At 28.3% G+C, this 20,533-nt stretch carries 25 protein-coding genes and 2 pseudogenes; 25 read left to right on the top strand and 2 right to left on the bottom strand.

Translation table 11 applies throughout. The annotated features are described in order from the left end of the window. Positions 1–149 precede the first annotated feature (149 nt). Positions 150–287 (top strand): hypothetical protein, encoded by a 138-nt coding sequence (locus tag CP523_RS16200; protein WP_207666561.1) that lies wholly within the window; start codon positions 150–152, stop codon positions 285–287. Positions 288–589: 302 nt separating this feature from the next. Here CP523_RS16200 and CP523_RS05575 read toward each other — a convergent pair whose 3' ends face one another. Next, positions 590–778 carry a hypothetical protein gene (locus tag CP523_RS05575; RefSeq protein ID WP_120140632.1) on the bottom strand — a complete coding sequence of 63 codons (189 nt, stop codon included), beginning with the start codon at positions 776–778 and terminating at the stop codon, positions 590–592. A 157-nt stretch (positions 779–935) separates the two neighbouring features. On the opposite strand from CP523_RS05575, the gene CP523_RS05570 reads away from it, so the two are divergent. The 13 genes and pseudogenes from CP523_RS05570 (at position 936) to CP523_RS05515 (ending at position 10,130) form a co-directional block, all read left to right on the top strand. Beyond that, the gene (locus tag CP523_RS05570; protein WP_120140631.1) at positions 936–1,685 is read left to right on the top strand and encodes an AHH domain-containing protein; all 750 of its coding nucleotides are present in this window, start codon (positions 936–938) and stop codon (positions 1,683–1,685) included. Between the two features lie 15 nt (positions 1,686–1,700). After that, the gene (locus CP523_RS05565; RefSeq protein ID WP_120140630.1) at positions 1,701–2,255 is read left to right on the top strand and encodes an imm11 family protein; all 555 of its coding nucleotides are present in this window, start codon (positions 1,701–1,703) and stop codon (positions 2,253–2,255) included. Positions 2,256–3,261: 1,006 nt separating this feature from the next. Beyond that, complete coding sequence (locus CP523_RS05560) at positions 3,262–3,711, top strand: tyrosine-type recombinase/integrase (protein WP_227909564.1); 450 nt, start codon at positions 3,262–3,264, stop codon at positions 3,709–3,711. A 306-nt stretch (positions 3,712–4,017) separates the two neighbouring features. Then, entirely contained in the window at positions 4,018–4,350 is a 333-nt protein-coding gene (locus CP523_RS05555; RefSeq protein ID WP_162925953.1) for a hypothetical protein, read from the top strand. A gap of 409 nt (positions 4,351–4,759) precedes the next feature. Then, positions 4,760–5,317 carry an HNH endonuclease signature motif containing protein gene (locus CP523_RS05550; protein ID WP_227909565.1) on the top strand — a complete coding sequence of 186 codons (558 nt, stop codon included), beginning with the start codon at positions 4,760–4,762 and terminating at the stop codon, positions 5,315–5,317. Between the two features lie 17 nt (positions 5,318–5,334). Then, complete coding sequence (locus CP523_RS16195; RefSeq protein ID WP_205687135.1) at positions 5,335–5,856, top strand: DUF6985 domain-containing protein; 522 nt, start codon at positions 5,335–5,337, stop codon at positions 5,854–5,856. Between the two features lie 1,190 nt (positions 5,857–7,046). Then, entirely contained in the window at positions 7,047–7,388 is a 342-nt protein-coding gene (locus CP523_RS16325) for a hypothetical protein (RefSeq protein ID WP_227909566.1), read from the top strand. Positions 7,389–7,400: 12 nt separating this feature from the next. Beyond that, a pseudogene (locus CP523_RS16320) lies at positions 7,401–7,574 on the top strand (EndoU domain-containing protein); the annotation flags it as partial. Between the two features lie 18 nt (positions 7,575–7,592). Next, complete coding sequence (locus tag CP523_RS05535) at positions 7,593–7,895, top strand: hypothetical protein (RefSeq protein ID WP_066679082.1); 303 nt, start codon at positions 7,593–7,595, stop codon at positions 7,893–7,895. Positions 7,896–8,550: 655 nt separating this feature from the next. Then, entirely contained in the window at positions 8,551–9,060 is a 510-nt protein-coding gene (locus CP523_RS05530) for a hypothetical protein (protein ID WP_120140628.1), read from the top strand. Between the two features lie 13 nt (positions 9,061–9,073). Continuing rightward, positions 9,074–9,421, top strand: a complete 348-nt coding sequence (locus tag CP523_RS05525; RefSeq protein WP_120140627.1) for a DUF7957 family protein — start codon at positions 9,074–9,076, stop codon at positions 9,419–9,421. A gap of 67 nt (positions 9,422–9,488) precedes the next feature. Beyond that, positions 9,489–9,782: a deaminase domain-containing protein gene (locus tag CP523_RS05520; protein WP_162925952.1), complete on the top strand. Its 294-nt coding sequence runs from the start codon at positions 9,489–9,491 to the stop codon at positions 9,780–9,782. A gap of 12 nt (positions 9,783–9,794) precedes the next feature. Then, a complete protein-coding gene (locus tag CP523_RS05515; RefSeq protein WP_120140625.1) occupies positions 9,795–10,130 on the top strand; it encodes a hypothetical protein in 336 nt (111 codons plus the stop codon). 528 nt (positions 10,131–10,658) lie between these two features. Here CP523_RS05515 and CP523_RS16190 read toward each other — a convergent pair. Beyond that, positions 10,659–11,168: a hypothetical protein gene (locus CP523_RS16190; RefSeq protein WP_207666560.1), complete on the bottom strand. Its 510-nt coding sequence runs from the start codon at positions 11,166–11,168 to the stop codon at positions 10,659–10,661. Positions 11,169–11,175: 7 nt separating this feature from the next. On the opposite strand from CP523_RS16190, the gene CP523_RS05505 reads away from it, so the two are divergent. The 11 genes and pseudogenes from CP523_RS05505 to CP523_RS05465 all read left to right on the top strand — a co-directional run bounded on the left by CP523_RS05505 (position 11,176) and on the right by CP523_RS05465 (position 20,433). Next, positions 11,176–11,808, top strand: coding sequence for a hypothetical protein (locus CP523_RS05505; protein ID WP_207666559.1), 633 nt, complete (start codon positions 11,176–11,178; stop codon positions 11,806–11,808). A 14-nt stretch (positions 11,809–11,822) separates the two neighbouring features. Continuing rightward, positions 11,823–12,209, top strand: coding sequence for a hypothetical protein (locus CP523_RS05500; protein WP_120140622.1), 387 nt, complete (start codon positions 11,823–11,825; stop codon positions 12,207–12,209). 441 nt (positions 12,210–12,650) lie between these two features. After that, positions 12,651–13,253 (top strand): ribonuclease domain-containing protein, encoded by a 603-nt coding sequence (locus CP523_RS05495; protein WP_207666558.1) that lies wholly within the window; start codon positions 12,651–12,653, stop codon positions 13,251–13,253. Positions 13,254–13,309: 56 nt separating this feature from the next. Further along, a complete protein-coding gene (locus tag CP523_RS05490; RefSeq protein ID WP_120140621.1) occupies positions 13,310–13,888 on the top strand; it encodes a barstar family protein in 579 nt (192 codons plus the stop codon). Positions 13,889–14,030: 142 nt separating this feature from the next. Then, positions 14,031–14,252 (top strand): hypothetical protein, encoded by a 222-nt coding sequence (locus CP523_RS16185; protein ID WP_227909568.1) that lies wholly within the window; start codon positions 14,031–14,033, stop codon positions 14,250–14,252. A gap of 20 nt (positions 14,253–14,272) precedes the next feature. Beyond that, positions 14,273–14,506, top strand: a complete 234-nt coding sequence (locus tag CP523_RS16180; protein WP_227909569.1) for a polymorphic toxin type 15 domain-containing protein — start codon at positions 14,273–14,275, stop codon at positions 14,504–14,506. Between the two features lie 31 nt (positions 14,507–14,537). After that, on the top strand, positions 14,538–14,807 hold the full coding sequence (locus CP523_RS16315) for a GAD-like domain-containing protein (RefSeq protein ID WP_227909570.1): 270 nt from the start codon (positions 14,538–14,540) through the stop codon (positions 14,805–14,807). After that, positions 14,786–15,071, top strand: a pseudogene (locus tag CP523_RS16310) (T6SS immunity protein Tdi1 domain-containing protein). The gene CP523_RS16315 and the pseudogene CP523_RS16310 overlap by 22 nt, the downstream one beginning before the upstream one ends. A gap of 158 nt (positions 15,072–15,229) precedes the next feature. After that, a complete protein-coding gene (locus CP523_RS05475; RefSeq protein WP_066677954.1) occupies positions 15,230–16,189 on the top strand; it encodes an ABC transporter permease in 960 nt (319 codons plus the stop codon). Between the two features lie 20 nt (positions 16,190–16,209). Next, on the top strand, positions 16,210–17,175 hold the full coding sequence (locus CP523_RS05470; protein ID WP_066677956.1) for a carbohydrate ABC transporter permease: 966 nt from the start codon (positions 16,210–16,212) through the stop codon (positions 17,173–17,175). A gap of 126 nt (positions 17,176–17,301) precedes the next feature. Then, positions 17,302–20,433: an alpha-mannosidase gene (locus tag CP523_RS05465; protein WP_120140620.1), complete on the top strand. Its 3,132-nt coding sequence runs from the start codon at positions 17,302–17,304 to the stop codon at positions 20,431–20,433. Positions 20,434–20,533 lie beyond the last annotated feature (100 nt).

Here is a 20,533-nt window from a genome sequence, read left to right as displayed (position 1 = left end):
AGGGAATATATGTATTTATAATAATAGGTTTAATTATAATGTGAATGCAGAATTGTAATAATGCAGTTAATCAAGTAAAAAGCCCATAAAGCCCTAAAAAATAAAAGTACAAGATAAATTAAACTTTAGATAGTTGAATAAATAACCTAATGCAGTTTAAAACATGGGCTTTAAGGGCAATAAGAAAATTTAAAAAGGTTAATGTTTCAGTAATTGAAGCATTAATCTTTTTTTCTACTGAAGTATATTTAAAAGCCAAGATAACAAGGATTACAAAACCACCGTAAGCTGATAAGCTAGGAAATACTAAGGTCAATAATCCCACTTAAAAGTTAATGAAATTAAGAACATATAATATGTAGGGGAAAAGCTATAAAAGGAAACACACTACTCATATGCATTCGTAGGTGTAAGTTCGACTAGCTAAATGTAAAATTTAGAGTCTCACTTAAAAATAAAAAGAATTGAAAAGATGAAACATATAAATAATGGAACTTGGAAATAGGAACTCGGGACTCGGAAAGAGGAACGGGGGGATAGGGGGGAACAAGAACCTAAAGGAAAATAATAATTGAAATAGATCTAAAGTCTACTTCAATAAAATAAATAAGAATAAAGAATTAATAACAATAAAAAGTGTTACAATTAATTTTTTATTAGAAATAGAAGATGCACTTGTAGGAGTAGCAAAAGATATTTTTGAATTTGTAAGCCATCCAATAGATGGTGTAGTAGGAGCAGCAAAAGGAATTTTATTTCTAAATAAAGTAAGAAGCAATCCAAGTTGTGAGGAAGCTCTAATATTAGATAAAATTATTGTAGATGCAGTAGAGAACTTTATAGATTCAAATTTAAATGAAAAAGCTAGATTATTAGGAAGAGTAGTAGGGGAGATAGTAATAATAGTAGCAACAGATGGAGTAGCAAAATCTATAATGGGGTATCTTCCAGAAATAGCAAATAAAATAAAAAATGGAGAAAGAGTTGAAAAAATAGTAGATTCTATTAGAGGAGCTAAGGGGGCGGCAGAAGCTGTTTCTAAGTTAAAGTATACTTTGAAGTACTCTATTGATGAATTAGCATTTCAAATAAAGAAGGTTGTTTCACTAGGCGATGTAACTGTTGTTGAACTAGGTAATGGAATAACATATGCTATAAGAGAGACTGATGATGTTGCGGAAGCAGCTAGACCAGCATATAGAGAAGTTATTCAAGGGATATGGAAGTATTCTGGTAAAACTGCGGATGAGATTGCAGATTTCTATTTTAGTAAGGTTGCAAACAAAACGAAGGTGTCTGGCAAATTCTCAGGTTCAGCATCTGACATACTAAGAGCCGAATTAAAGGATGCTGGAGTGATAACACCACCATATAAACATCAAGCACATCACATTATCCCAGAAGGAATGGATGTACCTGAATTAAACGAAGTAAGAGCAATAATGCAGAGATATGGGGTTGATTTGAATTCAGCAAGTAATGGTGTATTCTTACCCGATGCACCTGATTTACCATATGCAGGAAGTGAAACGGTGCATAGAGGTTCACATACTGCGGATTATGCTAGATATGTGGCTAAGGCAATAATAGATGTTAAGCCACAATCTGCGGATGATATCGTTGATGTACTTAATAATCTAAGAAAAAAATTATTAAATGGTACTCTTAAACTTAATTCGTTATAACAAGGAGGGCACGTAATGAAAATATGGTCATTAGAAGAAGACGTTAATCATTATGAACATATAACACTAGATGATAGAAATAATCTTAATTGGATTGATTTTGGTGATATGTTTAATGGAAAGAGCCTAAAAGATAATTGGACACCTATTCGAGTATGTCTTATTGAACATGGAGGTAAATTGAAAAAAGGAGATATGCCGTATCTATCACCTGGTAAACCTATTTTCTCCAAAAGTGCAGTAACAATTTTAAAAGATTTACTAGAAGGATATGCTGAAATTCTTCCAATAGAATATGATTTACAGGAATTATTTATAATAAATGTTACTAATCATATTGAGGCTATTAACTATGAAAAATCAGATGTAGAATATATGCGAGATGGAAAAAGAATATTAAGTGTTAATAAGTACTATTTTAAAATTGAAGTAGTTAAAAAACAACATATTTTTAAAATAGTTAATCAACTTAATGGAACTGTATTTGTATCTGATGACTTTAGAAATAGAGTTATTGAAGGTGGACTACAGGGGTTCAAATTTGTAGAAGTGTGGGATTCAGAAGAGTAGTTTCTGCTGGTAGCAAAATTTTTATAATTTTGACTGCAAAATATTTGATGCTATCAGATAGGAAAGTAAATTCGACAATTTCAATTATATATTGTACTGATTAAGAATAAGAACATACTACATTATTGTAATAATGCAGTTAATCAAGTAAAAAGCCCATAAAGCCCTAAAAATAAAAGTACAAGATAGATTAAACTTTAAATAGTTGAATAAATAATCTAATACATTTTAAAACATGGGCTTTAAGGGCAATAAGAAAATTTAAAAAGGTTAATGTTTCAGTAATTGAAGCATTAATATTTTTTTCATGTAGTGAAATAGATTTAAAAGTAAAGATAACAAGTCTTGTAAAGATACCGTAAGCTGAAAGCAGAGGAAATCCTAGGCTCAATAATTCCACTTGAAAGTTAGTGGAATTCAGAACAATAATATATACAGGATAAAAGCACTAAAAAATAAAAAGAATTGATAGAATAAAACATATAAATAAGATAGATGAGTAGAATAACTAGAGACTTGGAACTAGGGACTAGGAAATTGCAACGGGGGTAGGGGGCGTAAGGACTTAAAAGAATTGAAATAGATAAAAAAATCTATTTCAATTAAAAATAATAATAAATATAAATAGTGATAAAAGATAATTAATCAAGTGATAGAATAAAAGAAATTGATTAAAGAGATTTAATAACTATATCAATTAAAGAAAATCTAATCAATGAAGAAGTAGAATAATAAAATCATTCAATGAAATAAATGATTAAAAATTACGATACATCAATAGAGATAAATACATCAAAAAGCAATGATAAGGCATCAGAAAACAGAGATTTCATAAAATGTGAATAACAGTAGCATTCAGATTGAAAAGCTGTAAATAAAGGCTAAATCAACTGAATTTAAAATAGATTATAAATATATATTATAAATCTGATAACAGAGTTAATGTTTCTAATCAAGGAAGCATTAACTCTTTTTCTATTTAAAGAAGTTGAAGGGAGTAAAGATGATGTGTCAATTAATTGAGGATTTTAAGATAAGTCTAATTGAGGATGGTAAGAGTGCTAAAACAATTGAAAGTTATGTTGGAGATATTAAAGCTTTTAAAGAATTTCTAGGAACTAAAGGAGTTGAATTCAATGGTACGCTACAACGATTCTACGTAGTAAGCTATAAGAACTTTCTGGTAGAGAATAGTTACGAGGTAGCAACAATCAATAAAAAGATTAATAGCATTAATGCACTAAATAGATACCTTGTAGCTACTGGAGATATGAAAGAAATAGTTGTAGAAAATTCTAAGGATAGAGTGAAGATAGCCTATGGTTCAGAGAAACAAGTGGAAGTTTACTCAGATAAGGAGGTTGATAGAATACTCTTCTACATTCAGAATGAGTCAAAGGTAACTAAAAGAAATAAGGTAATTGTAATGTTACTACTTTATACAGGAGTTAGATAAAAGAAATAAGATAATTGTAATGTTAATTCTATACACAGGTGTTAGAGTAAGTCCACTTTAAATTTAGAGTCTCACTTAAAAATAAAAACTGTATCTAAATATCACTTGAACTATATAAAATAAGTTATTAATACATTTAATAATATTGATATTAAGTCTAAATTAAGCGAAGATGAATATGAAATTCTTTGCGAAGAGATAAAAGATTTAAAAATTGAGTTAAATATTTCAATTTTTAAAAATATATTCTAACATAGATATTAAAGTAATATATAAGATAAAAAAATAGAAAGAAGGTTATATTTAATGAACAAATACAATTTTTATGAAAGTAAGTTTAGAACTCTGGAGTCTTTTTACATGTGGATAGAACAAGGAAGCGCTTATGATGTTGCAGCATCGCAATGTATGTATTATGATCAACCACAGAATGAACTTGATGAAATAGTTATTCTTATAACAATTGCTACTAGATTTGCTAGATGTGGAAAACCATTAGGTGATGATTTTAAACAAGTTTTAAAAAAGAAGATTGAAAGTTTTAATATATTAGATTTATCAAAGTATAATTTAAACGAAGATGAATTAAAAGCTTTAAAAGAAGAGATAAGTGAAGTTTCTGGATATATTTCAAACTAGATACATTAAAATATAAATATAACTACCAAAATAAAATAGTATTAAACTTAATTTGTTTACATTTAGTATATTAATAGCAAACAACTTAACTGCATAATATTAATAATGCAGCTAATCAAGTAAAAAGCCCATAAAGCCCTAAAAATAAAAGTACAAGATAAATTAAACTTTAAATAGTTGAATAAATAATCTAATACATTTTAAAACATGGGCTTTAGGGGCAACAAAAAAATTAAAAAAGATTAATGTTTCAGTGGCTGGAGCATTAATCTCTTTTCATGTATTAAAATAGATTTAAAAGTAAAGATAACAAGTATTGTAAAGATATAATATATGATGCTAATGATTAGTATAAAGTAGTGGACACAGCAAGTCGAACTAACTAAAATTATATTTAGTTAAGAAATAATTGTTTGAATTTGTAAGTCATCCAATAGATGGAGTAATAGGAGTTGCAATAGGACGAATAGTAGGAGAGATACTAATAATAGTAGCGACAGATGGAATAGCAGAATCTATAATGGGATATCTTCCAGAAATAGCAAATAAAATAAAAAATGGAGAAAGAGTTGAAAGGATAGTAGATTCTATTAGAGGATCTAAGGGGGCGGCTAAAGCTGATTTAGATGGTATAAGAATAATAAATAAAAAGTATGCGGGTAAAACGTACGAGTTAACTGGAGACTTAGCTAAAAAATACCCAAATGGAGTTAAATTTAGCGAGGAGGGTTTCCCCAATTTTGAACCTTATAGTATCAAGAAAGTTACAGTTAATAATCTTGAAGGTGATGCTTATTATGATTTCATTAAAGCTAATGAAGCAGCAGGATTTACGAGTACACCTAAAGGCTACACATGGCATCATGTAGAAGATGGTAGAACTCTAATACTTGTTCCAAGTGATTTACATGGTACAGTAAGACATACAGGAGGAGCTTCACTTATAAAAAAAGGAATAAGACCATAAAACGAGGAGGAATATAAATGTTAATACCAAATGTTGAATTTATAAATGGAATCTGGAGAGGAAAAATTCAATTAAATTCATGGAGTAATTTTTTTGAGGATGTTAAATATATTGATTTAAATTTAGGTGGTGATTCAAAAGTAGAAAAAATTGAAGATAGACATAAATTAGCATATGAATATATTATATCTAACCAAGAAAAATTACTTAGTTTAATTTTAAATGAACTTATGGAAAGATATCCGATTATGCAAGAAGAATATGGATATGATGAAGATGAATTAGAGGAATACATGCCTAATGTTAATAACATTATAGATTTTAAGAATATATTGAATCCTAAAAGAATTTATATTTTAAATATTGAAAATGAAGGTGTAGCATATGTAGGATTTCATTTTATGTGTTTATGGGATGAAGAACATGATTTTGGTGTTATGATGCATAAAGAAAAAATTGTTAAAATGGGTGGTTCAGATAGTGCATTTTTATCATGGATAGCAGAAGAAGATAAAAGTAATTCTGAACTAGATAAATAAAAAGTAATATTTACTGACTACAGAATTAAGGTTGCTATGACTGCATAAAAAACAGAAATAGTAGAATAGAGTAAAATCAATAAAAACAAGGAAAAGTTAATACAGCATAATTTTAATAATGCAGTGAATAGGGGCAAAGGGGGAAGAGTGGCAGATAAAATTGAAAAGTAATTTCTAGTTGATGAAATTAAAAATACTTTCTAAATCTTTATCACCTATCTCCCTTTTCAACCTAAAGCACAAGAAAATATCGTTGTAACTGAAATGTCGATACTACAAAAGTGTCGATATTTTTTTACATTCAATTACCTTGGTAATAGTAATATAGATAATAATATTAATATTTTCAATAGTAAAGATAACAAGCATTACACTAACGCCATAAGCTGAAAGATAAGGAATTGATAAGAGAGAATTGATTAATAAAAAATGATAAGTGAGTATCAAAGAATAAAGAATAGATAATTAAGTAATAAATAATTGGTAAAGTAATAAGTAATGAAGAAAGATAATAAATAATAAAATCATCTACTGGAACAGAGAGCTGAAAAATACAATATATCAATTGAGACAGATACGTCAAAAAGCAACGATAGCACATCAGAAAAGAGAGATTTCAGAAAGTGTGAATAAGAGTGGCAGTAAGACTAAAAAGCTGTAAATAAAGGCTAAATCAACTGTTTTTCAATGAGTTGATGAATAAGTAATCTAAATAGAGCAAATAGTAGATTGAATAACCTTACAATCTAGGATAACAAGGAATGAAAGTATACCGAAGGCTGAAAGCAAAGGAATTCCTAGGCTCAACAATTCCACTTAAAATCGAGGGGAATTCTGAACAAGTAATATGTAGGGGAAAAGCTATAAAAGGAAACACACTACTCATATGCATTCGTAGGTGTAAGTTCGACTAGCTAAATGTAAAATTTAGAGTCTCACTTAAAAATAAAAAGAATTAAAAATATGAAACAAATAAATAATGGAACTTGGAAAGAGGAACGGGGGGATAGGGGAACGAGAACCTAAATGAAAATAACAATTGAAATAAGAATAAAGAATTAATAACAATAAAAAGTGTTACAATTAAATTTTTATTAGGAATAGAAGATGCACTTGTAGGAGTAGCAAAAGATATTTTTGAATTTGCAAGTCATCCAATAGATGGTGTAGTAGGAGTAGAAAAATCTATAATGGGGTATCTTCCAGAAATAGCAAATAAAATAAAAAATGGAGAAAGAGTTGAAAGGATAGTAGATTCTATTAGAGGATCTAAGGGGGCGGGTAACCCTAAATTATTTAAAGTAAGTGAGTCAGCTTTAAAACATTCAAGTGTAGGAGACTTTACATACAATCCTAAAACTGGGAAAGTATCTAAAATGAAAGGTGGAGGACATGGTCAAGCTAATATTGATTTTTTAGATGCAAATGGATTGGAGTATGAAATTGTCGATACTTATCCTAATGGTGTAAGGGTTGGTAACGTAGCAGACCATAAAGTTAAAGCAAAAAGAACTGGTAGTAATCAATCGTGATTTCCAGAAAGCTGGACAGATAGTGATATAGTAAATGCAGGGGAATATGTAGGTAACTTAAAAGAAAATATAAATGCAGTAGATGGAGTTATATCTTATGGAGAAGTAAATGGCGTAAGAGTAGGTGTTATTAGAACTGATGGTGAAATAAGTACTATATTCCCAGATGCTACAATGCAACCTTAAATGAGGAGGAGATATTAAATGAAAGAAAGAATAAAAAAAGTAATAGAGCAAAGAAAAAAGTTAAATATGAATGATGATATGGGAATACAAAAATGTTGGGAAGATATAACTGATATTTTGAGTGAGAATGAGGAAGATACAATAGCATACCTGAATAATTGTGATAAAGATGAATTATATTGGATAAGTGAAGTTTTCGAAGATATTTCTGAGAATTTACAAAGCCAAGAGTTTATAGAGTGCTTGAGAAGATTAGATGTAAAATTTCCAGAGTTAGATATGACTAAGGATATTGATTTAGCAGAAGAATATATTATGTAAGTAGATGCATAATTATTGAATAAATAACTGCATAAAAAATAATACTAGCAAGGTATAGTTAAATCAATAATGTAATAAAAAATAAATACCTCATAAGTTAAATAATGCAGTAAGGTAAGATAAGAGATTAATGTTTCAGTAATGGAGCATTAATCTTTTTTTCATGTACTTAAATATTTATAAAAGCCAAGATAACTAGGAATAAAATCTACCGTAAGCTGATAAGCTAGGAAATCCCAGTGTAAATAATATATACAAGATAGAAGCTTTAGTAATTGAACAGATAACAGTATCTGATTAAGGACTTACTAACTAATTAAGGTTAGTGATTTTAGATACCAGTAAAACGAGGATGGAAGATATGTGTAGGTTGATAAGTCAGGAAATCCTAGGCTCAGTAATTCCACTTAAAAGTTAATGGAATTGAGAACATATAATATGTAAGGGAAAATATATAAAAGGAAACACACTATTCATATGCATTCGTAGCTGTAAGTTCGACTAGCTAAATGTAAAATTTAGAGTCTCACTTAAAAATAAAAAGAATTGAAAAGATAAAATAAATAAGAATAAAGAATTAATAACAATAAAAAGTGTTACAATTAATTTTTTATTAGGAATAGGAGATGCACTTGTAGGAGTAGCAAAATCTATAATGGGGTATCTTCCAGAAATAGCAAATAAAATAGAAAATGGAGAAAGATTTGAAAGGATAGTAGATTCTATTAGAGGAACCAAGGGGGTTAGTAAAGCTGATAATTTTACTACGATAAGAAAAGTTACAGCTGAAGAAACTAATTCTTGGTGGAAAAATGTAATGGGCTATGATAACCCACCATATAAACCAGGGACAATGGTTGAAGAGATTAAATTAACAAAGGATACAACATTTGTTAGAGTATATGATGGAGAAGTATCAGGTATTTATGGTGGTTGGGTTATGAAAGCAGAAGATATTGCAGGTCTAACACCTAAGCAAATACAAGATAAATTTGCATTACCTTCTCTACCTAAGTATATGGCAGATGTAAAACTTACAGAAGGAACAACTATTAGAAAAGGAATAGTTAATCCACTTGAAGGATGGGGAAATGGTGGAGGAATACAATATGACTTAATGGGTCAAAGAGTAGGTGAATTTTTAAACCCACGAGAATTACCGTAATAGGAGAGAAAAAATGAATAATATAATTAAAGTTAATGGAAATGAACTAAGTATTGATAGCAAAATAATTAAATTTAACTATGATATTAGAGATACTAAGTTGGTTAATAATCAAGTTATTGTATTATTATCAATACCATTTAATGTTAATGAAATAGATAATATATATGCAGTATCTTTAGATGGTAAAATTAATTGGAAGGTAGAAAGTTTAAGTGTAATAAATCCTAACGGAAATAATTTGCCATATGAGAATATGTTTCTTAATAATGAAGAGTTAACAGCAACAGATTTTTATGGTAGAAGATATTTTATAAATACTACAAATGGAGCAATAGTAAAAAAAGATATAGTTAAGTAAAGTAGATGCATAATTTCATTATAAGTAACTGCATAAAATTCAAAGTTTAGATGATATATCTGATGAGGTGGCTACAAGGCTTAATGGAATATCTTTCAAGCCTGAAAATCAACAGTTTAAAACTTTAAATATTAATAAAGATAATGTAGTAGATGGAATAAATTCATGGAATAGAAATGTTGATACAGAATTCAAAATAATTGAAGATACTAGTGGGAAGCTTGGAGATAATGTGAATGCTAAAGGTAATATTACTTTATATACAGATTTATATCCTTGTCCTAGTTGCCAATATGTTATTGAACAATTTATGAAGAAATATTCTAACATTAAAGTTGATATTATATATAAATTAGATTAAGGAGTGTCTATGATGATTAATTATTATGAATTAAAATACTTAGTTACAGAAACATTTTATGAGAATATTTTGCAAGAAAAATATACAATTGGACAATCAGCAGGAAGATGTTTTGTTGAGTTTTATAACGAAATAACATTAAATAATATTGAGTCTTTAATAGTATACAGTACAGTGCTTGCAAGAATAGCTAAACATGAAAAAAATGTATTAGACTCATTTAAAAAAGAAGTGAAGAGTATGAATGATTTAGCTAATGAAAAAGATATATTTAATGTTGTGAAAACTGATGAAGTTGAAGCGTTAAAGGAAGATGTTGATTATATAAATTCAAAAATCAATAAATAAACTGATACAGATAATATGAAGAAGATTTGAATGTATAATAAATAATTAATTAACTGCATAAAAAATATTAATATTAGAAGAGTGTAAAATCAATGGAGTTAAGAAAATTTAATAATGCATAACTTAAATAATGCAGTGAAAGAAGTTGAGAAGGTTAATGTTTCAGTAATGGAGCATTAATCTTTTTTTCATGTACTGAAATATTTATAAAAGCCAAGATAACTAGGAATGAAATCTACCGTAAGCTGATAAGCTAGGAAATCCCAGTGTAAATAATATATACAAGATAGAAGCTTTAGTAATTGAACAGATAACAGTATCTGATTAAGGACTTACTAACTAATTAAGGTTAGTGATTTTAGATACCAGTGAAACGAGGATGGAAGATATGTGTAGGTTGATAAGTCAGGAAATCCTAGGCTCAGTAATTCCACTTAAAAGTTAATGGAATTGAGAACATATAATATGTAAGGGAAAATATATAAAAGGAAACACACTATTCATATGCATTCGTAGCTGTAAGTTCGACTAGCTAAATGTAAAATTTAGAGTCTCACTTAAAAATAAAAAGAATTGAAAAGATAAAATAAATAAGAATAAAGAATTAATAACAATAAAAAGTGTTACAATTAATTTTTTATTAGGAATAGGAGATGCACTTGTAGGAGCAGCAAAAGATATTTTTGAATTTGTAAGCCATCCAATAGATGGTGTAGTAGGAGCAGCAAAAGGAATTTTATTTCTAAATAAAGTAAGAAGCAATCCAAGTTGTGAGGAAGCTCTAATATTAGATAAAATTATTGTAGATGCAGTAGAGAACTTTATAGATTCAAATTTAAATGAAAAAGCTAGATTATTAGGAAGAATAGTAGGGGAGATAGTAATAATAGTAGCGACAGATGGAATAGCAGAATCTATAATGGAGCATCTACCCCAAATAGCAAACCAAGTAAAAAATGGTGGGAAAGTTGAGAAAATAGTAGAGTCTATTAAGGCCTCTAAGGGAGCGGCAGAAGCTATTGCTAATGCGAAATACACTAGAACTTTGCTACAATCAATGCGTGGCTTTATGGACGATGTAGCATCAGTTGTTGCTAAACAAGGTATTACAATTGAAAAATTTACTGAACTAAGATTAAAACCATTAGAAAAATTAACTGAAAGTGAAAAAAGTATAATGAAGGTAATAAGAGAATCAATATCTATGCCTGATAATACTACCATAATGCAAAAAGTAATTCCCAAAGGAGATATTGCTAAATATATTGATGGAACATATACTCAAGTTGGAGGTTATGTTACTAAGGCTCAAGATGTTAAGCAACTTAAAAATTATAATAATATATATCAATCATTGAGATTAGATTACCCAGGTACTGTGTATAATCAAGCAACGGATGATGTGCTTGGAGTAATAAGGTTTAAAACACCACAAGCATCGAATATTAAGATACCTTATGGGAAAGAAATGGGAGGAAGTGTTACTGATTCATTCCCGTTCACTGGTAATGGATTTACATCAGCAACTAATGGACAAACGATTCCAGAATTCACATGTAATAGTCGTTTAAATCTATATGATGGAGCAGAATTATATGAAGTGGGTAAAGATGGAAGAGAAGTATTGCGAGCGATATTCGATGACGAAATTGGTAAATTTGTAAGCATAATTAAGTAAGGGAGGTAAACTTATTGAAAAATGGATTATATGCTATCTATAATGGAAGAGAATATGAAGCTGGAGTTAAAGAGGATGGTAGTATTACATTGCGTTCAAATGACAGTAATGATTTAAAAAATGGATTTACTTTATATAAAAATATTATTTATATCAAAAGAGTTAAATCAAATGAAGTAGAATCTATATATTCTACCATAACATATGCTGATTATAATGGATGTAAGTGTCAAGTGATAAAAGAAATTGATGATAAATTATTATTAAATGCAATACTAGGTGATTATAAAATTTTTGTAAGTCTAGGATTTGATATGGTTGATAGAGGTGTATATAATAAATGGGTTAACGCGAAGGATGTTGAAAGAGTTTATGAGATAAGGGAAGCAGTATCTATATAAAGCACAAGTGATTTACTAAGAAATATTAATCAGTTGACTACAAAACTAGTGAGCAAATAACCGCATAAAAAAGGATGAATAAATTATCTAATAAAATGAATAAGATATATATAATAACTTATTGCATAATTGTAATAATGCAGTTAATCAAGTAAAAAGCCCATAAAGCTATAAAAATAAAAGTACAAGATAGATTAAACTTTAAATAATTGAATAAATAATTTAATACATTTTAAAACATGGGCTTTAGGGGCAACAAAAAAATTTAAAAAGATTAATGTTTCAGTAATTGAAGCATTAATCTTTTTTCATGTATTAAAATAGATTTAAAAGTAAAGATAACAAGTCTTGTAAAGATATAATATATGATGCTAATGATTAGTATAAAGTAGTGGACACAGCAAGTCGAACTAACTAAAATTATATTTAGTTAAGAAATAATTGTTTGAATTTGTAAGTCATCCAATAGATGGAGTAATAGGAGTTGCAATAGGACGAATAGTAGGAGATATACTAATAATAATAGCAACAGATGGAATAGCAGAATCTATAATGGGATATCTTCCAGAAATAGCAAATAAAATAAAAAATGGAGAAAGATTTGAAAGGATAGTAGATTCTATTAGAGGAGCTAAGGGGGGAGGTAATCCTGAAGCACATAATGTAGTTAACTATATGAAACTAAAAGAACAATATAAAGTAACAGAACTAGGCAATGATGTTGTTGAAAGTCTAAGAACAACTGGTAAGTTACCTAGTGAGTATATAACTGAACAAGAGGCACTTAATGCAGGATGGAAAAGAGGTAAAGCGTTAAATAATTATGCACCAGGTAAAAAATATGGTGGTGATATTTTTAAAAATGATACTAAAGTGCTACCTGATGCACAGGGTAGAGTATGGTATGAGGCTGATGTAGGATTAGATTATACTAGGGGAAGAAATAATAACCCAGGTTATAGAATATTATATTCAAATGATGGTTTAATATATGGAACCTATGATCATTATGAGTCAGTATTTAAGATTGGCACATACAAATAATAAAATGCAAGATACAGATTAGTTCTGTATCTTGTACTAAATACTCAGGAGGTATTATGACGATAATAGAAGTTTTAAGCATGTATACAAAAGATTATTTATCTAGTAATGAATTTGAACAATGGGTATATCAAAATGAAGAGAAATTAAATAAATCATTTGATGATAGCCTATACTATGAAATTATCGCAACTGATTACAATAATAAGAAAGAGGTAATTAATTTAAAAAACAAATTAGAGGAATATTTAAATTGCAATTATACTAATGAATTTAATAATATTAATGATTGTTACATTGATAAAGTTATTGATACTAGTGAAATAGAAAATCCAATTATAAAATCATTAAAGGAAAGATATAGACGAAAACAAAATGTTGAATTTGACTGTATTAATATAAATTCTTTAAAAGAATTACATCAAAATATAAAAGATAAATTTGGTTTTTCACAATATTATGGAATGAATTGGGATGCATTAAGAGACTTTTTAAGAGAAACTGAATTACCTAAACAAATAATTTTTAATGGGTGGAGTCATTTGCTTGAGATAATGCCTAAGGACTCAAATGTTTTAAAAGAGATATTAGTAGAATATGGTTCTAATGACTGTGAAGTAATATATAATGACTAGTTAAATATATTTTGGATACAGATAAATAAAGTAAGAATTTATTGAAAACCTCTGGAGTTAATCTAGAGGTTTTCTTGAAAATATAAAGAATCATTAGTGAATTTATATAATATCACTAAATCTTTTAAGGCAGGTGGTATTTATGAATAATAAATGGAATTTTGAAATGAATGAAAAAACTTTAAATATATATAGGAATTTAAGTAGTCAGATTGATAAGGTATTTAGACATACAAGACAAGGTAGCATAAAAACTAGGTATAGATATCAAGATGGTATGAACCATTTTGCTAAGTTTTTAGCAGAAATATTTAAAAAACAAAATTTAAATAAGATAGAGGATAAACACTTGCAAATAAAGTAGATGAATTTCTTGATTCAGGAATGTCCTTTCAAGAAGCTAAGAAACAAGCGAAGAAATGGTTGGATTCACAAGCTGCATTACACAATCCTGACCAAATTGCAGGTGGTAATCCATTAAATATAGGAGGTATGGGATATAAAAAAATAAATTCATCAATAAGCTCACAATGGCAATATAGAATAGACGAGGTTGATGAACAAATAAGAAAATTAGCTAAAAAAATCACGGATAAAGAAAAAAATCAATATACTTAAATGTAAAGTTAAAATACTAGGAGGGTAATAGATGAAGGATGATTTATTTAAAGAATATAAAATCAATAGTAAAGTTGATACCACTTTAATTGACAAATATAAAGAAATAATACCAATAGAGTTACTATCTATATGGGAAGTGTACGGATTTGGCTCTATATTAAATGGAGATTTAAAGATAGTTAACCTAGAGGAGTATCAATCAGTTGTAGATATGTCATATTTTAGAGCAAATATAGCTATTCCAATAATGGTTACTGGTTTTGGTGATATAATAACATGGGAAAAAATGAATATGTAAGTATTATAAAATATAAAAATGGAACATTTGATATTATCTTAAAAAGATTCAAACATTTTTTCAATTGCTTACAAGATGATTATTTCGTGGAAAAATATCTGGAATTAAATAAATATAATGAAGCTGTAAAAAAATATGGAGAATTAGATTATTACGAATGCTTTACTAGGGCTACGAGGCAGTGAAAAAGTAGAAAATTTAAAAAAGGTAAAAATAAAAGAGCATATAGAATTAATTACACAAATGGTAGGTAAAATTGAATAATAAAAATTAGTTAATTAAATACATAAAAATTTCATTAAAAAAAATAACAATCTCTAATTTATACACTAAATCTAAAGTATTTCAACTTTAAGGATAAATATTAAGTATGATATATTTTATACATAAAGAAACGTTTACAAAGGAAGGGGAGGGTTAATATGATAAAAAAATCAAAAAAAGAGAGAGTAAGTAAGAAGCAAAGATTTAAAAGATTTAAAAATAATAAGGAATTATTGTTATTAACAGTACCAGGTACAATTTGGTTTTTAATATTTGCATACTTACCGATGTTTGGAGTTATTATAGCGTTTAAAGATTGGAAAATTCATGGTGGATTTTTAGAAAGTTTAGTTAAAAGTGAATGGGTAGGATTAAAAAACTTCAAATTTTTATTTCAAAGTAGTGATGCATGGCTTATAACAAAAAATACAGTGGCTTATAACCTTGTATTTATAATATTAGGAATAGTAATTCCAGTAACTCTTGCAATACTATTGAAAGAACTATTAAACAAAAGGGGATCAAAGTTTTATCAAAGTTCAATGTTTTTACCATACTTTTTATCTTGGGTTGTAGTAAGTTATTGTTTATATGCATTCTTAAGCCCAGAAAAAGGATATATAAATGGCGTTTTAAGTTCTTTTGGAGTTGATACGGTATCTTGGTACACAGAACCTAAATTTTGGCCTTTTATAATAATCTTTATGAGTCAATGGAAGGGAATTGGATATGGAACAGTTGTTTATTTAGCAGCAATATGCGGTATAGATAAGACTTACTATGAAGCAGCTATAATTGATGGTGCTAATAAATGGCAACAAATCAAGCATATAACAATTCCACTACTAAAGCCGGTATTAATAATAATGTTTATAACTGCAATTGGAGGAATGTTTAGGTCAGACTTTGGATTATTCTATCAATTACCTAAGAATTCAGGAGCCTTATATCCAGTAACAAATGTTATAGATACTTATGTATATAGAGGACTTATGAATTTAGGTAATATAGGAATGAGTTCAGCAGCAGGTTTATATCAATCATTCGTAGGACTTGTATTAATATTAGTAACAAATGGAATAGTTAGAAAAGTAGATAGTGAAAACGCATTCTTCTAAGATAAAGGTGGTGTATTGAAATGTTAGAAACAGGAAATAGAGTAACTAGATTTAAAAGAAAAAAAGCTAAAGAGCCAGCTGAAGAAACTAGTAAGTTTAATTCTATATCAAAGGGAACTAATGTTGTATTAAATATATTATTTATTATACTAGCAGCCTTATGTATAATCCCATTCGTATTTGTCTTAATTATATCACTTACAAGCGAACAAGCTCTTCAAGCAAATGGTTATAGATTTTGGCCACAAGAGTGGAGTCTTGGAGCATATAAATATATATTTTCATCAGGAAGTCAAATAATGAGAGCATATGGAATAACAATAATAGTAACTGTATCAGGTACATTGTTGGGACTAGCTATAATGTCAATGTATGGATATGCTTTATCAAGAAAGAGCTTTGCATATAGAAAGTTTTTTACAAAGTTAATATTTATACCAATGTTATTTTCAGGCGGTATGGTTTCATCATACTTAGTTGTTACAAGATTTTTAGGATTAAAGAATAATATATTAGCACTTATACTTCCAATGTGTGTAAGCTCATTTAATATAATAATTCTTAGAACATTCTTCAAAACTACTGTACCAGATGCAATTGTAGAATCAGCTAAAATTGATGGTGCATCAGAATGGAAATTATTCTTAAAGATAGTATTACCTATATCTCTTCCAGGAATAGCAACTATAGCCTTATTCCTAACTTTAGGATACTGGAATGATTGGTTTAACGCCATGTTATATATTGATGATAATAGTTTAATGCCATTACAATATTTGCTTATTAGAATAGAAAGTTCAATAGAATTTTTAGCTAATAATGCTGCATTAATGGGAGCAAATGCATTAGAAGCTAGTGCAAATATGCCAAAGGATACAGCTAAGATGGCAATAGTAGTAATAACAACTTTACCAATTATATTTGCATATCCTTTCTTCCAAAGATACTTTGTAAATGGATTAACAATTGGGGCAGTAAAAGAATAGTAAGTAATAAATTATTTAATATTTTGGGGTGGCTAAATGCCATCTCAAAACATAATTTAAGATTAAAATATAGATTTGAAACATAAGATTATATAATGAGCAATAAAGATTAAAAGAGGTGTTTATATGTATTATTTATTAGAAAGAATAGAGAAAACTTGTGGAGAAATAGCTAAATATGTGTACAGAGATGAAATTAATCTTGAAAACTATAAGTACATAGATGGAAACTATCATAATATAGATTTAATAAAAGAAGCACCAGAAGATGGATGGAGAGAGTTTAAAAGTGGGGACCTTTGGGGAGGAAAAGACTGTCATGGATGGTTTAAGTGTTCAGTAGAAGTTCCTGAAAGTTTTAAAGGAAAAACAATAGCATTAAATTTTCATACCTTTGAGGAAGGATGGGATGCAACAAATCCACAATTTATTTTATATGTTAATGGTGAACAAATTCAGGGTTTAGATATAAATCATAGAGAGGTAATATTAACTCATGATGCAGTTCCGGGAACTAAGTATGAAATAGACTTACATGCATATGCTGGTATGCTTGCAGATAAGTTAGCCACATTACATGGAAAATTAGTTGTAATAGATATGCCTACTAGAGAATTATATTTTAACTTAAAAGTTCCAGTAGATGTTTGTAAAGAGTTAGAAAAAGAAGATAAAAACAGAATAGATATGATAACTGTTTTAAATGATGCTATAAATTTAATTGATTTAAGAAGACCAAAATCAAAGGAATTTGATGATAGTATAGCTAAAGTAAATGAATTTTTAAATGAAAAATTCTATGGAGAATTATGTGGACATGAAGATGTAGTTGCTACATGTGTTGGACATACTCATATAGATGTTGCTTGGTTATGGACAGTTGCTCAAACTAGAGAAAAAGTTGCAAGAAGTTTTTCAACAGTATTAAAGCTAATGGAAGAATATCCAGAGTATGTATTTATGTCATCACAACCTCAGCTTTATAAGTTCTTGAAAGAAGATCATCCTAAAATATATAAAAAAGTTAAAGAAAAGATTAAAGAAGGTGTTTGGGAAGCTGAAGGGGCTATGTGGCTTGAAGCTGATTGTAACGTAACATCAGGTGAATCATTAGTAAGACAAATTTTACATGGAAAGAGATTTTTTAAAGAAGAATTTAATGTTGATAATAAAGTTCTTTGGTTACCAGATGTATTTGGATATTCAGCAGCAATTCCTCAGATATTAAAGAAATCAGATGTAGACTACTTTATGACTACAAAAATTGCGTGGAATCAATTTAATAAAATTCCAAATGATACATTTATGTGGCAAGGAATTGATGGAACAGAAGTATTAACACACTTTATAACTACAACTTGTCCAGGACAAGACAGAGCATCACATTTTACAACTTATAATGGACATATTCAACCAGATGCTGTAATGGGTTCTTGGAGAAGATACCAAAATAAAAATATAAATAATGATGTATTGGTTTCCTTTGGATGGGGAGATGGTGGTGGTGGAGCCACTTTAGAAATGCTTGAAAATGGAAGAAGACTAGCAAAGGGAATTCCAGGAGCTCCAAAAGTAAAAATGGGTACAGCATTAGATTATTTCAAGAGATTAGATGAAAAAACTAAGGGAAATAATAAATTACCAAAGTGGGTTGGAGAATTATATCTTGAATACCATAGAGGAACGTATACTTCAATGGCTAGAAATAAGAGAGATAATAGATTTTGCGAAAACTTATATACTTCAGCAGAAAAGGTTAATTCATTATCAATGCTTTACGGAAAAAATTATCCATATAGAAGTATAGCTGATTCATGGGAAACAGTATTATTAAATCAATTCCATGATATAATTCCAGGATCTTCTATTAAGGAGGTTTATGACGTAACAGAAGTTGAATATAAAGAGTTAATTGAAAATGGTAATAAGTTAGTTAATGAAGCATTAGATTATATAGCTTCAAAGATTAATATAAAAGATAGAAGTGTTGTTGTATCAAATACATTAGGTTTTAAAAGAAGTGATATAGCCACATTCCAAGTACCAGAAGATATTAAAAATCCAGCTGTTATAGATAATAATGGAGAAGAATTAGTATGTCAAAGAATAGAAGATAATAAAGCAATATTCTTTGCTACAAATATTCCTGCCAATGGACATAAGACATTTAGGATAGTTGAAAGTACTAAGGAAGTAGCTTTAGATACAGTTTTAACTAATAAAGAAGCTGAAAATAAATTTATTAAAATTAAGTTTGATGATAAAGGACAAATAGTTTCATTTATAGATAAAGCATCAGATAGAGAAATATTAAAAGAAGGTGCTATAGGAAATGAAATTCAAGCCTTTGAAGATAAACCAATGTGTTTTGATAACTGGGATATAGATATATACTATAAAGAAAAAATGTGGAAAGTAGATGACGTAAGAAGTATTGAAGTAGTAGAAAAAGGACCAGTAAGAAGTACATTAAGAATTGAAAGAAAGTTTTTAGAATCAACAATAGTTCAAAAGATTTATATATATAATGATATTCAAAGAGTAGACTTTGACTCATATGTAGATTGGAAGGAGTTTGATATATTATTAAAGGCTGCATTCCCAGTTGATATTAATGCAAGTGAAGCTACTTATGAAATCCAATACGGAAATGTTACTAGATCAACTCATAACAATACCTCATGGGATGTTGCAAAATTTGAAGTATGTGGACACAAGTGGGCAGATCTTTCAGAAGGTGATTTTGGAGTATCTATGTTAAACAACTGTAAGTATGGACATGATATTAAGGATGGAAATATGAGATTAACTTTACTTAAATCCTCAACTGATCCAAATCCAGATGCAGATAAAGAAGAACATTACTTCACTTATTCAATTTATCCACACTTAGGAAATTGGAAGGATGCTAATACAGCTCAAATGGCATATGAAATAAATACACCTTTATATACAAAGGTTGAAGAGGTTCATGAAGGCGAATTATCTAATGAGTTAAGCTTAGTTAAGGTAGATAAAAATAATGTAATGATTGAAGTAATAAAGAAAGCTGAAGATACAGAGCATTTAGTTTTAAGAATGTATGAATTCCATAACAAGAGAACTAAAGCAACTTTAGAGTTTTTAAAAGACATTGAAGAAATTTGTGAATGTAACTTAATGGAAAGAGATTTAGAAGCTATTAAAGCTAATGGAAATAAAGTTGAATTTACAATTAAACCATATGAAATTAAGACATTTAAGTTTAAACTAAAATAATTTAACCCAAAAAGAAACACAGTTAATTATTGTGTTTCTTTTTTGTAATTTAATATATTTATATAAAATTAAAAAGTTTTAAATATGCATATAGAAAATA

The sequence above is a fragment of the Clostridium septicum genome (genome assembly GCF_003606265.1).
Taxonomy (GTDB): domain Bacteria; phylum Bacillota; class Clostridia; order Clostridiales; family Clostridiaceae; genus Clostridium; species Clostridium septicum.
This window is presented reverse-complemented; position numbering and strand designations above follow the sequence as displayed.